We start from the raw sequence: 12604 nt of genomic DNA, 5'->3' as shown, positions 1-12604 counted from the left end.
TGTGCCGCACGCAGATGTATGATGCATCGCTAAGCGTCGAGCTCGCTTCGCGCTTTATTTCCCTATTAGGTTGGCAATGCGCGCGCCGATCTGCTCGGGATCAAGTTGTTCGTCCGCAGCGTTGGCTTCAACGAGGGCGCGAGGCATTCCGTAGACAGCGCAGGTATCTTCGCTCTGAGCGATGTTAAATGCGCCGGCGTTGTGCATTTTCAAGAAAGCCTTAGTGCCGTCTGCTCCCATTCCCGTAAGCATCACGCCCAGAACGCGGCCGCCATAGGCTTGGAAAATACTATCGCCGAGCACGTCGATGCTTGGCTTATAGAGGCTTTCACCCTTATCCGCTGACACGCGGATCTGATTTTCCACGATGCGTGTTTGCATGCCTCCTGGCGCGATATAGATCGCTCCAGGGCTCAGGAAATCTCCGTCCTTCGCCTCAACGACATTGGGTCTGCAAATCTGGTTCAGGCGTTTGGCCAGAGCGTCGGTGAACTGCGCGGGCATATGCTGCGCGACAACGATTGGTACCTTCAGGCTGGCTGGGAGTTGTCCGAAGACCTGCTGTAGTGCCTGTGGGCCGCCGGTTGAACTTCCAATGAGGCATAATTTTGGTGGAGACGTGCGCAGGCTATGCGTTCGACTTGTTGCCGCCAGTTTCGGTGTTGCGACGCGTGTACGGGGCGCGATTGGTGCGGGACGCTGAAGTTTGGCCCGGGCGGCTGCAAGCAGCTTCTCGTGGATCATGTCGCCACTGTTCGATTTGGCGATAAAATCCACTGCGCCGATCTCAAGCGCTTCCATGGTGATGTTAGCCCCGGCTTTTGTGACCGAGCTTACCATCACGACGGGAGTGCGCGTTTGCGAGACGATTACCCGCAAGGCCTCTAGCCCGTTCATTACGGGCATTTCGACGTCGAGGGTGACGACATCCGGGCGCAGCTTCAGCGTTTTCTCGACGCCTTCACGGCCATCGGAAGCGGTATCAATCACGCGAAAGCGGCTATCCGTCTGGATGCGTCTCGTCAGAGCCCGCCGCATGACGCCTGAGTCGTCAACGACCAGAACGCTTATTTGCCCGGGCATTTGTCAGGGATCCTTGGATGCGCCAATTTTGCGACAAGACGCGGTCGTAGGCGCTTTTTGTTTTGTTTTCAGCCAGAGATTAGCGCTGATGGTTTTTACATCTATCACTAAAAGGCCAGCTCCTTTGTACAACGAGTTTATGCATAGTAGGCACTATGCGACTCATTCACTGTATCATTGATGAAGCCAAATCCCGGCGCGAACCTTGTCGCGCGGCGGTATTTTTACCGAATGGCTGAAGTTGTTTTGTCCAACGTTTGTAGGATGTCTTATAGAGGGGCGGGGCCAAGATACGTGACTCGTACTTTTGCAAGCCCTCTATTTGCAAAACCCAGATGATGTGCTGCAGATCGAGATAAGTCTATTACTCGATCATGAAGGAAGGGGCCGCGGTCATTCACGCGCACGACAATGGAGCGCCCATTCGTCATGTTCGTTACGCGAACGTTCGATGGTAGCGGCAACGTAGGATGTGCTGCGGTGAGGCGATTCTGATCGTAAATTTCGCCGTTGGCTGTTAGGCGTCCGTGGAAATCACTGCCATACCAAGACGCTATGCCAACTTTGTCGTAGTTTGGCTCGTGGCGTGGCACGTAGCGCTGTCCCCCGACATAGTAGGGGTTGCCGATCTTGTAGACACCGCGGCGTACTGGTGTGGTGCCTTCGCCGTAGTGTACCCGCGCGCTTGCCGGAGTACCGAATTTTGATGGCGTAAATCCCTGACTGATTGTGCTTCCGCCTGAAGCACATCCACTCACCAAAGTTGCGCAAACCGCAAGAGAAGCGGCTTTTGCTATCCAACCTGCCCCGTTCATTTTTACACCCGTTTCTTGGTCGTCGGGTGGAGAATGGCAAAGACTTCCTGTGACCATGCCAATTCGGCAGCGATAATTTGCTGAGAATTGTGTGCAAATTCATTCTGTTTTGTAGCTGATCTTCTTTTGGGTGTTTTGCGGAGATTGGCCGGTGGTGCATGTAATTGTAATTGCTTTTAAATTTTCTGACCCACGTAGTTTTATTGATTTTGTTGTTATGCCATTCATGATTACCGGTAAGGTTCGCGATGGCATCCCAAAACATCAATGATTACCTGTGCTTGAGCAAGGATAAACCACTGGCTAACCATCAACATAACGAGGACGGTAGGAGGTTAGATTTTTTGGGCCGACTATGGCGGCTCAAGTTTCTCGTCAAGTGGGTGCCACCATTTTTTAAGGTGAACGCATCTCCGCGGACGACGCAGAAAAGAACGTCCGAGAAACCAAATCGTACCCATGACGCGGCCTGCGTGATGATGGGCTGCTGCCCGCTCAATATCCAAGTACGCGCGTAGGGCCGTACGCATCTTTGCGGGAAGCGGGATGTCGGCGTTTGGATTTAGCCACTTTTGCTCAATTAGACCGCAAGCTTCGTGTATCTGAAGGGGAGTTGGCCGCTCGCCGATTTCGATTACGGCTCCTTTGATTGCAGCAACGCGCAGGCGACCGCCGGCAAGCCCGAATCGCATATACCAATCGAGATCCTCGAGCCGCCGCAGGCTCAAATCAAATGGTCCTGTTTTCTTGAGCGCGCGTTTGCTTATGAGCACGGTTGAGCCCGGCATAAACCAGCAGGCGCTCGCGAAGTCCTCTGCGTGAGAACTTTCGGCTGGCACTAAGCCGCGTTGCTTTCCGGTTCTACGCCTAATGGTTTGGTAGCCCGAAGAGTAACAAACGAGCGCACCTGGGTTTTCGGTGAAGTCTCGTTGCGCAAGGATTGCTTGCGCAGCGAGTTTTCCAGGCAGCCAGTAGTCGTCGGAGTCAAGAAAGGCAATCCAATCTCCCTTTGCGTGATGGCATCCAGCCTCGCGACTTGCCCCTGCGCCTACGTTGACTTCGTTGCGTATGATGCGAATGCGATTGTCGTTCTTGAGCTCGTCGGGCAACCTAAATGGAGGAGAGGAGGCGTCGTCAACGACAAGAACTTCGTGAACAGGGCCGTCCTGCAACAAGGCCGAGCGCAGCGCACGTTCGGCAGATTTCTGGCGTTGAGAGACGGGAATGACGACGCTTATCTTCATGGTCCCTTCGCGGCTGTTGTGGCTAGACATTCACCATTTCTGGTGACGAGCGTGTCGCGTGTGGGTGTATGTCATTCAATTGAGCTGTATACGGACAGCTGAGCAAAAAAGGACGGTGTTGCTGCAAAAGCGTACGGAATGAATGGTACAATTTAAAACGGTCAGACTACGTTGCATCATGATACGCTTTGTGTGCGTTTAGGAAGCCGGGTCGCCTCCGAAATGATCCGTTGTCTGTGGATAGTTCCGTTGCTCAGAGCCGCATGCAATCGTTGGTCCGGACGTTTGGCCGTATTTTGAGCGCTTCAATCGTTGCGGCTGTGGACTTGCATCGGGACGGAGATTATTTCATCCCCGCCCTGATTTTCGACCTAAGGGGAGCCACGATGCGCAAGCGGTTCTTTTTCGGAGGCAGGGCCCATGATGGGGGGGCTGCGCTCCCTTCCGTGGAATTTGATGATGGTGGTGAAAGGCGCGTGCTCTTCACGCTGCCACCAACGGACCGTTCTGATCTGCCGAGCGCTTTGGTTTTTGCGATGCCCAAGTCAGGATCGGTTCTGCTCGATGGCATTATGCGCAAGCTTTCCGCCAGCGCTGGTGTGACCTATGTCTCGATCATGCAGGAGTATTTCGCGATCGGTTTGCCGGATAAGAATATGCCGGCGGATACATCGGCGATTTTTCTGCCTCGGGGCTATTGTTATGGCGGCTTCCGCTATTTTCCCCGTCGTTTCGATATTCCGATCCTCAAACAGTCACGTCCTGTTCTTCTTGTGCGCGACCCGCGAGATATGCTCGTTTCGCACTACTTCTCGATGCGTGACAGCCATCCTGAACCCGGAAAGGTCTTGAAAAGCGTCAACGCCAACATGTCGATGCGCGACCTCGCCCGCGCCCTTGAGATTGACGACTACGTCAAGCGCGCAGCGGAAACATTCCGTGCGTTCCTTATGAATTACAGGATTTTGCTGTGCGGTGTTTGTGAGACACGGATGTATCGGTATGAAGACGTTATCTACCAAAAGCCCGATTGGGTTGCCGGTCTTGCTGCGCATTTTGGTTGGGACATCTCACGCGACGTAGTGGACGCTATTGCTGCGCAACACGATGTGATTCCATCCGACGAAGTGGATACACGCCATATCCGCCAAGTTCATCCTGGCAATTATATAAAAAAACTCCGCCCAGAGACGATCCGATGGTTGGATGACTATTTCAAAGAGGAAATGGCGTTCTTTGGCTATAAAGCCGACGTGCTCGCTCAAGGCGGAGGTCGGTAGGACGCCAACAACATGGTCGCGTGATGGTTGCCTAAATGTACTCGCCACCGGTTGTGACTGCTCCAGCTGAAGCTCCAGGAAGATGCGATGTGCCTGCGCCGTTGGTGTCGACAAGACCATTGCTCGACGCGAAATATCGCCTGCCGGTCGCTGTTCCCACGTAGGTGTTACCGATGACAACAAGTGCGCCCGTTCGTAGTCCGGCGGCAAAGGCTTGTGTTCCGATGGTTCCGAAGGCGGGTACGCCTGTCAGCGAGATTGTTCGACCGACGACCTGGACGTTGGCCGCCGAAACGAGCCAATGATAGGCGCTGTTTCCGGAAATCGTATAGTTCCCGTCCGCTTCGATATTCGCGCCGTTCTCGGCATACATATGGCTGTTTGTGCAAGTGCCGAAATCTAAATTTCCATAATAAATTTTGCTGGGGCCCATAGCCTTGATCGCGTACCCAGGCGTGCCTGTGGTTGCCAATTTCATCCCCCGCAGATGGTAGATTGCGTAGGTGTTGTCAGCGGTGAAGCAAGCGTTTGAGGCTACGTCGATGGTGACATTGGCCGGTGTTCCCTCATCGCCGACGATATAGCAACGTCCGGATCCGACGAGCGGCTTCAATATGTTCGTGGCTGTGTACGTACCAGATGTAATCTGGATTGTGACGTCGTAGATGCCCAAGTCCAGGCTTGCGACGATGTCGATGGCTTTCTGAATGGTGGCAAACGCATCGGGCGCAGAGAGGCCTGTATTCGTGTCCGAACCCGCGCCTCCGTCGACATAATATGTTCGCGGTGCCGCGAGCAATTCCCTTCCTCCGCCCGAGGGGAGGGCTGTATTCGGCAGCGTGACGGAGCCAGTGTCCTTATCGATGACAATAGCTTCATGCCATGCGGCCCCATCGGGGGATACCTTGAAGTGAAAATCGTCATCACCCATCAACCCCATCTCGGCGCGGGATGAAAAGGTTGTTTGATAAAGCGTGCTGGCCGTATCAGTCGGTGCGGCCTTGTTGATCTTAATCTGGTGGCTGCTGCCTTCGTGAGAGAAAAGGCTGGCCTGCGATGATACGCTCAAGCGGTTTGTTGCGTCGGCTGTTGCATTAATCCCGAACTCTGTGGGGGTACCTCCGCCACCAAAAGCTGTCCAAGCTACTCCATTCCATAGGAGTGTTTGCTCTTCGTTGGTGAGCCACGCGATCCAGCCTTCGCGTGGCGGATAGAACATCCAGGCTCCATCCTGAAAGGCGGCGATTTCATTTTCATGGCCGGCCCAATTGGCCGTGGCCGGGGCGGCAACGATGTAGCGTGCACCCTCTTCAGGATCTTCTGGTGATGTCGTGAGGGTTCGGTCCTGAATGGCGAGATACAGAATCGCGTCGAGCGCACGTATCGCTTCGTTGTGCGTTACATGCTTTTGAGCTTGAGCCGCCATGATGTAGGGCAGGCCGAGGTTAGGGGTGTGCTCCATCCCACGCTCCGTCGTGATGTCGTTCGGAACCAGAATAGACGGCGCGCGAGGATAGGGGATAAAGCTGTCGGCGTGCTTGTTACGCGGTCGCAATGGCGGCGTGGATGCGATCGATAATCTCGCGGCCGCGTGGAAACTGTGCGGAGGGATCCAACTCGAGAAACGGTAGCACGAGCGCCTTGCCGAAGCGGACTAGGTCTGAGCGAGGTCCATAGCGCTCTATCGTGACGGTTAAAGAGTTCGCTGCTTCGATGAACTGGCGGTTTTGCAGCAGCATTTGATCTATGAGTTCGCAGTACCAGCGGAAATCGAGCGATATCTCTTCGCCGAACTCTTTGTTGGCTTCTGCGATCCCGTGTTGGAGAGCTGCGAGGATTGTGCGGGCCAATCGATCAGTATTCGCGTGTGTTGTTTCCAAGAAGTGACTGTTCGGTTTCTCAAAGTACTCAAAATCGTGTTTGAACGAGGCGTAGACCGAGGTCGCGCGCTTGAGGATTTGGATGTTCGGGAGATTTGGTTTCGCTGCAGCGCTGGTGGCGACGACAGTCAACCCGCTGCCACAGCCGACAAAAAGATCGGCGTGATGCGTCAGGGCCGCTGTTTCGCGCATTGAGAGATCGCCACCCTGGATGATCTGCGGTCGATCCGATGCGATCGTTTCGTGCGTTGACAGGATAAAGGCGATGCGCGGGTTTTTGGTGAGTGCGGCGCGCGCGATTTCGACGGCCAATGCGGGCGTTACAAATGATTGCCCCGATTTCGAAGAGCATTCGAAAAGGACGACCTTTTCAAAGTCTGACAGCGCCTTATTCCGGACCCACTGGGCGACTGTCTCTTTTTCGGTATCGGTTAGTTCAATGATCGTTTCGACAGGGACAGTGATCGGCCGCGGGTAGTTCCGGAAAATCGATGGACGGATCGTACCGTCGTAGTTGCCGAAGTGGTTGGGGCAGATCTGCGTGAGGAAGGTGTGTTGGTATCGCCCACGGGCAAGCTCGCGGGCTGCCTCTGTCTCCAGTGCATTCCACGCTGCGTTCAGGTCGCCCCAGGACGCAACGGGAATTTCCCATACTTCGTCAACGTGCGGATTATTCTCGATCACCCGTTTACATAGCGAAGAGATCGCCCAGGTCAGTCGGCACTCCGGGAAATCGTGTTTGATCTGACGGGCGATTGTCGTTGCGTAGAGGCAATCACCATTCGAGCCAAGCTGTCCTAGGAGGATGTCGGTCACTTTGTGGAGACCCGTCGGGCTGGATGACGGCGGAGGTGTAGGCCGTGATTTTCTGCGAGGATCCAGAGCGCGACATCCAACGCATTCTTTTGTGGGCCATATCCGAGGACACTAACCATGCGAGAGATATCGGCGCCGAACGTGGCGGCATACGACGTATCGATGGGTTCTAAAACGGGGAGATGATTTCGCCAGTCGCGTTCCGCGAGAGAGAAAAGCTCTCGAACGAGTTCAAAACCGGTCCATGTCCTTCCTGTTGCCATCACGTAGTCCTGGTTCGGAGACACTTCCAGCAAACGTGTGCCAAGTTCGACGAACTCCGCGCTGCTCCCCCAGTCGCAAGAGAAGTTTAGCGAACGAAGCGGATCGCTCGGTTGCTCGCCGCTTAGTGCAGCCGCCAACATTTGCGTTATGCGCGGCAGTACATAATGGCTGGGACGTCTGGGGCTTTCGTGGTTGGCCAGAAAGAGCGTGGTGGCTCGAACATTGTGGTGATGCCGGTAGTAGCCGATCAGATCCGAGGCGGCATTTTTGGTGATGGAATAAAGACATGTCGAGTGACGTGGGAGCTCTTCGTGAACTCGGCCGGCAGGCTTTGCGTTAAAGGCTTTCACTGAACTGGCATAGAGAAGGCACGCTTCGGGGTTTGTGGTTCGGATGTATTCCAACACCTGATGAACGCTGCCGATATTGACCTGCAACGCGTCCTGTCCGCGTTCTTCATAAGCGAAGCCGGATGCGCCATGTACTGCTGCAAAATGATAGATGCGATCGGGACGGCTTCTAACAAGAAGATCGGGGAGTGTTTCGCGGTCACGGCTGAGATCAACAGGGACGTACGTATAGCCCGGTGTGGTGCCCGGAATGAAACGCGATTGCGCCTGACGGCCAAGGCCCACGACCCGGCAGCCACAGCGTAAAAGATGTTCGGCAAGATACGAGCCGTCCTGCCCGTTGGCTCCGATAACGAGTGAACGCAATCCGGTTGGAGGGGGAGGAGTCTCAGATGCCAAGAATTTCTTCAAGCCGATTTGGCGTCAGCTCGGCGCCCTCCAGGCTCGCCTCCAAGTTGGTCGCGTCGACAACTTCAATCGTTGGCAACGGGAATAGCATCTTGGTGCCGTTGCGGATCGTTTCGGCTTCTCGTTCGATGAATTCACGGCGGAAATGCCAAGGGAGTACGAGATAATAGTCCGGCTTCATCGCGCGTGATTTTTCCTCTGATATGATTTTGATATTCGTTCCGAGGGTTTGCGCGCCATTTTTTTGCGGGTTGCGGTCAGCGGCATATTCGATCTTGAAGGTATCGATATTATACCATTGCAACAGCACGTTGCCTTTGGTTGACGCGCCGTAGACGTGGACTGTTTCGCCGTTCGCCCGGATGCATCCCATGAGCTTATTCATGTCTTCGCGCAACCGTTCGATGCGCCCCTGAAACGCGCGATAGGGCTCGTCGGTGTCGAGCTGCATTTCAAATTCCATGAGCTGTAGGCGGCGAATGTAGCTATCGGCTTCTCGCGTGTCGTATTTGATGCAGCTTTCATGGCAGACGTAGCAGCGGATACTGCCGCCGTTGATCGCGTTGAGCTCGGCGCGGAAGATACGCAGACCCGCGGCGCGCGCAATGTAGTGCAGAACCTCGAGGCTGTAATACTCCAAGTGCTCATGACAAATCGTGTCGAATGAGTTCATCTTGAGCATGAGCGGCATGTACGACATTTCCAGAATCCAGATGCCGTCGTCCGCCAGTGATTGCTTTATGTTGGAAGCAAAATCGATCGGGTCTTCAAGGTCGTAGAACATGGCGATCGACGTAATGACGTCGAACTTACGGCCTGCGATTCGGGCGCGTCCCTGGGAGCTTGGAAAGGTGGTGCCGACGACTTGGACCCAATCCGTAATTTCCTGAGCAATATCGGATGGATCGAACCCCCACAGTTCGAAGTCCTTTGGATAGGTGGCAAGCAGCGTACCGTCGTTACAGCCGATATCTAGAACGCGTTTGTCGTTCGGCGCGACGATTGCCATCGCCGCGTGAACGATACCCTGGAGATGATCGCGCATCGTCCGGTTCGTGCCGGACCGGTACCAGTAGTTCGCATACAGTATTTCTGGGGGGATTGAATGCTGGAGCTGCAAAAGTCCGCAAGCGCCTTCTTCCGCAGATACGTCGCAGCGAACAAGAGACGTAGGGATTTTTCGCAAGGGCGGCGATAGTGTCCCAGCCTTGACGAATGAGCCTTGTAAATATTGCGGCTGTAGATCGATTACAGGTTTGAGCGAGGGGGATTTACAGACGCGGCAGGTCTTCTTGTGTCTGATGTGCATTGTTCCCCCGACCTATGCACGTCCGGCAGTCGTCGCGACCGCCTTTCTCAGTATGCAGTATATTTCGTAGTGAGTCACCTTTCAAGTAAAGGAGTTTGGGTTGGGTCTTGCCGCGATTGCGATGCGCTGGTGCTATCTCTTACCGTCTCGAACGCGCGAGAGCAGAGGATTGCCTTCGCTGTTCCAGACGATGAAGCTGGGATTCAAAAAGCCTTTTTCGAGCTTGCCGTACAGAAATGGTGATCCGTCTGTTTGCGTTACCATGCCGCCGGCGGCTGTCGCGATAGCGTGGCCTGCTGCGGTGTCCCATTCCATCGTTGGTCCGAAGCGCGGGTAGACGTCGGCCTTGCCTGCTGCGACCAAGCAGAATTTGAGTGAGGACCCGATATTGGCGCGGCCCGCGACGTCAACATCGGCCAGCCAATTTTCCAGAGCTTCAGACCCATGCGAGCGACTGGCGACGATTGTCATTCCGCTCTCAGCGTTGAGCGCGCTGGTCCGCATGCGATCGGCGTTAAGACCCTGCAGGGAGCATGTTTCGGCATCAGGATCGAGCGGGGCGGATATGGCATGATCATCAGCCAGCGTCAGATAGAGTTGCGATAGGGCTGGGGCAAAGATGATGCCGAATACGGGACGTTTGTCTCTGATCAGTCCTATGTTGATCGTGAATTCGTTACGCCGGTTGATGAACTCGCGTGTGCCATCAAGAGGGTCAACCAGAAAGAATGTATCTTCGAGGTTTGGCACCTTCCCCGCAGACATCGATTCCTCTGCCACGACAGGAACGCCGGGTGCAGCTCGACTTAGTCCTTCAAGCAGTATTTCTTCTGCCGCCTGATCGGCCAGTGTGACGGGCGAGCCATCAGCCTTGGTCTCGGTTTCGACGCCGGTGCGGAAGTAGTGCATTGTTTTTGCGCCGGCTGCGAGTACAGATGGCAAGAGAGCTTCGGCAAGCCCGACAAAGCTTTCAGACATGATTAGCTGTTCTTTGAAGTTGGTGGCCCGAGGTGGACCTATCCTTGGGCGTTTGGATTGAGAGACGAAAAGATAGTGTCTGTAGACATAATGGCTTAGCCCAACCTTACGCAAGCTGTTCCCGCGGACGAGAGACACGCATGCGACCTCAGATCAGTCTCGTTATGCCGACGCTAAATGCGGAGCGCTTTATTGCAAAGGCGCTGGATAGCGTGCCGAGAGCACTGGTCAATGTGAACTTTGAAGTGGTGATCGCGGACGGCGGTTCTGACGACGCGACGCGTTCAATTGCGGCGGATTATCCATTTGTACGTATCTTAGATGGGACCGATCGAGGACTTTACGACGGTCTCAACCGTGCGATTGGCGAAGCCAAGGCTGAATATGTTGCGCTTTTAAATTCGGATGATGTTCTGCATGGCTTCGGTTTGTCGAAGTTGTTTAATGCACTCGACCTTCACAAAAGTGCTGACATGATCATGGGGGGCGTATCGTGTGGCCCTGTGTTCGACGATTCCGGCATCATCTACTCACAAACGAAGTTGTCGCTTCCGGGACTAGCGTTTGGAATTCCGGCGATCAACGCGCGTTTGTTTCGGGCCTCCGTCTTCCACATGGTTGGTCCGTTCCGCACGGATCTTGGCGTTGGTGCGGATCGCGAATTTCTTGTTCGCGTCCTTCTAAAGGGGGTGAGGGGGATGGGTGTGAGAGTGCCCACCTATCACTATCGCACACATGCCGGGTCACTCACGCTCGCGGGGGATCGCGATGCGCGTGATCGGATATGGCGGTCGGATATCGAGGTGTTGGGGACTATCTTGAAGACGCCGGTTCTCAGCGCGCAACAACGCCGGACTGTGGCGCAGGCGTTGTCTCTATTACGCGCAAAGCAACTTCGTTCTGGGACGCGAAGCGGTAATGCCGGTCAACGAGACAAGCATACATTGTCCCTGGAGGATTGTGCCCGCTTGCCTATGGCGTTCGCGCGCTGGTTGCAGTGGCGCGGTAAGCTCGCGGGTTATTGATCCTTCGAAGCGCTGGAGGACCGATATGCCGGGGAAGTTGGCGCCCGTCTTGAGCGGGCTCCAATTCGTGTCTCAATGCTGTCCCTGAACCATTGATGGTGTGTAGTTGTCGGCGACCAGATCCGACTTGACCATCATCTCCACCAGTTCCTCAAATGAGGTCTGCGGTTCCCATCCCAGGACTTCCCGGGCCTTCGTCGCGTCGCCCAAAAGCAAGTCGACTTCCGTCGGGCGGTAGTAGCGCGGGTCGATAGAGATGAGTGTTTCGCCCGTCTTGCTATTCACGCCCGTCTCGTCGACGCCTTTGCCGCGCCACTCAATTTGGGTTCCGACAACGGCGAACGCCGCTTCCACGAATTCGCGCACGGAACGTGTTTCGCCTGTAGCCAGGACGAAATCGTCCGGCTTTTCGTGCTGCAGGATCATCCACATGCCTTCTACGTAATCGCGGGCAAAGCCCCAGTCGCGTTTGGCGTCGAGATTGCCAAGGTAAAGGCGATCCTGCCTGCCATTGGTGATCGCTGCGACGGCGCGCGTGATTTTGCGGGTTACGAACGTTTCACCGCGTGTCGGCCCTTCGTGATTGAACAGAATGCCGTTGCTTGCGAACATTCCGTAGGCTTCCCGATAGTTCACGGTCACCCAATAAGCGTAGAGCTTCGCTGCGGCATAAGGCGAGCGGGGATAGAAGGGGGTGGTTTCGCGTTGGGGGGTTTCAAGCACCTTGCCGTAGAGCTCGGAGGTGGAGGCCTGATAGAAGCGGCATTCGTTTTCCAGTTTGAGAATCCGAATAGCCTCGAGCAGCCTCAGTGTGCCAATCGCGTCAGAGTTGGCCGTGTATTCCGGAGTTTCGAAACTCACTGCGACATGGCTTTGCGCAGCGAGGTTGTAAATCTCGGTTGGTTGGGTTTCCTGGATCAATCGTATCAAATTGGAACTGTCGGTGAGGTCGCCGTAGTGCAGCCGGAACCGCCCGTCAGATACGTGTGGATCCTGGTAAAGATGGTCAACGCGTGAGGTGTTAATCAGCGAAGAGCGACGTTTCACGCCGTGTACTTCGTAGCCTTTGTCGAGCAGAAACTCGGCGAGATATGCGCCATCCTGGCCGGTGATACCGGTGATTAACGCAACACGACGTTCAGACATTAAGCC

11 protein-coding genes and 1 pseudogene are annotated in these 12604 nt (G+C 55.0%); 2 read left to right on the top strand and 10 right to left on the bottom strand.

Features of this window, described 5'->3' with window-relative positions; genetic code table 11:
* Positions 1 to 54: 54 nt before the first annotated feature.
* The 3 genes from BLS30_RS09785 to BLS30_RS09775 form a co-directional block, all read right to left on the bottom strand.
* Positions 55 to 1083: a protein-glutamate methylesterase/protein-glutamine glutaminase gene (locus BLS30_RS09785; protein WP_090228372.1), complete on the bottom strand. Its 1029-nt coding sequence runs from the start codon at positions 1081 to 1083 to the stop codon at positions 55 to 57.
* Between the two features lie 269 nt (positions 1084 to 1352).
* Entirely contained in the window at positions 1353 to 1898 is a 546-nt protein-coding gene (locus BLS30_RS18430) for a septal ring lytic transglycosylase RlpA family protein (RefSeq protein WP_090228611.1), read from the bottom strand.
* Positions 1899 to 2251: 353 nt separating this feature from the next.
* Positions 2252 to 3172: a glycosyltransferase family 2 protein gene (locus tag BLS30_RS09775; protein WP_090228369.1), complete on the bottom strand. Its 921-nt coding sequence runs from the start codon at positions 3170 to 3172 to the stop codon at positions 2252 to 2254.
* Positions 3173 to 3528: 356 nt separating this feature from the next.
* Here BLS30_RS09775 and BLS30_RS09770 point away from each other — a divergent pair, with 356 nt between their 5' ends.
* Positions 3529 to 4422: a hypothetical protein gene (locus tag BLS30_RS09770; protein WP_139165324.1), complete on the top strand. Its 894-nt coding sequence runs from the start codon at positions 3529 to 3531 to the stop codon at positions 4420 to 4422.
* Positions 4423 to 4453: 31 nt separating this feature from the next.
* Here the strand turns inward: BLS30_RS09770 and BLS30_RS09765 are convergent, their stop codons facing one another.
* The 6 genes and pseudogenes from BLS30_RS09765 to cysQ form a co-directional block, all read right to left on the bottom strand.
* Positions 4454 to 5884 carry a DUF2793 domain-containing protein gene (locus BLS30_RS09765; RefSeq protein WP_090228608.1) on the bottom strand — a complete coding sequence of 477 codons (1431 nt, stop codon included), beginning with the start codon at positions 5882 to 5884 and terminating at the stop codon, positions 4454 to 4456.
* A 79-nt stretch (positions 5885 to 5963) separates the two neighbouring features.
* Positions 5964 to 7118: a glycosyltransferase family 9 protein gene (locus BLS30_RS09760; RefSeq protein WP_090228364.1), complete on the bottom strand. Its 1155-nt coding sequence runs from the start codon at positions 7116 to 7118 to the stop codon at positions 5964 to 5966.
* On the bottom strand, positions 7115 to 8131 hold the full coding sequence (locus BLS30_RS09755) for a GDP-mannose 4,6-dehydratase (RefSeq protein WP_170832445.1): 1017 nt from the start codon (positions 8129 to 8131) through the stop codon (positions 7115 to 7117). The genes BLS30_RS09760 and BLS30_RS09755 overlap by 4 nt, the downstream gene beginning before the upstream one ends.
* Entirely contained in the window at positions 8121 to 9185 is a 1065-nt protein-coding gene (locus BLS30_RS09750; protein ID WP_244464953.1) for a class I SAM-dependent methyltransferase, read from the bottom strand. The genes BLS30_RS09755 and BLS30_RS09750 overlap by 11 nt, the downstream gene beginning before the upstream one ends.
* A 48-nt stretch (positions 9186 to 9233) precedes the next feature.
* A pseudogene (locus BLS30_RS18500) lies at positions 9234 to 9449 on the bottom strand (class I SAM-dependent methyltransferase); the annotation flags it as partial.
* 132 nt (positions 9450 to 9581) lie between these two features.
* On the bottom strand, positions 9582 to 10427 hold the full coding sequence (gene cysQ, locus BLS30_RS09745; RefSeq protein ID WP_090228359.1) for a 3'(2'),5'-bisphosphate nucleotidase CysQ: 846 nt from the start codon (positions 10425 to 10427) through the stop codon (positions 9582 to 9584).
* A 140-nt stretch (positions 10428 to 10567) separates the two neighbouring features.
* Between cysQ and BLS30_RS09740 the strand changes: the two genes are divergently transcribed.
* Positions 10568 to 11452, top strand: coding sequence for a glycosyltransferase (locus BLS30_RS09740; RefSeq protein WP_090228356.1), 885 nt, complete (start codon positions 10568 to 10570; stop codon positions 11450 to 11452).
* A 72-nt stretch (positions 11453 to 11524) separates the two neighbouring features.
* On the opposite strand, the gene gmd is transcribed toward BLS30_RS09740, so the two are convergent.
* On the bottom strand, positions 11525 to 12598 hold the full coding sequence (gmd, locus tag BLS30_RS09735; RefSeq protein ID WP_090228353.1) for a GDP-mannose 4,6-dehydratase: 1074 nt from the start codon (positions 12596 to 12598) through the stop codon (positions 11525 to 11527).
* Positions 12599 to 12604 lie beyond the last annotated feature (6 nt).

Origin of the sequence: Filomicrobium insigne, assembly GCF_900104305.1 — a bacterium.
Classification (GTDB): domain Bacteria; phylum Pseudomonadota; class Alphaproteobacteria; order Rhizobiales; family Hyphomicrobiaceae; genus Filomicrobium; species Filomicrobium insigne.
This window is presented reverse-complemented; position numbering and strand designations above follow the sequence as displayed.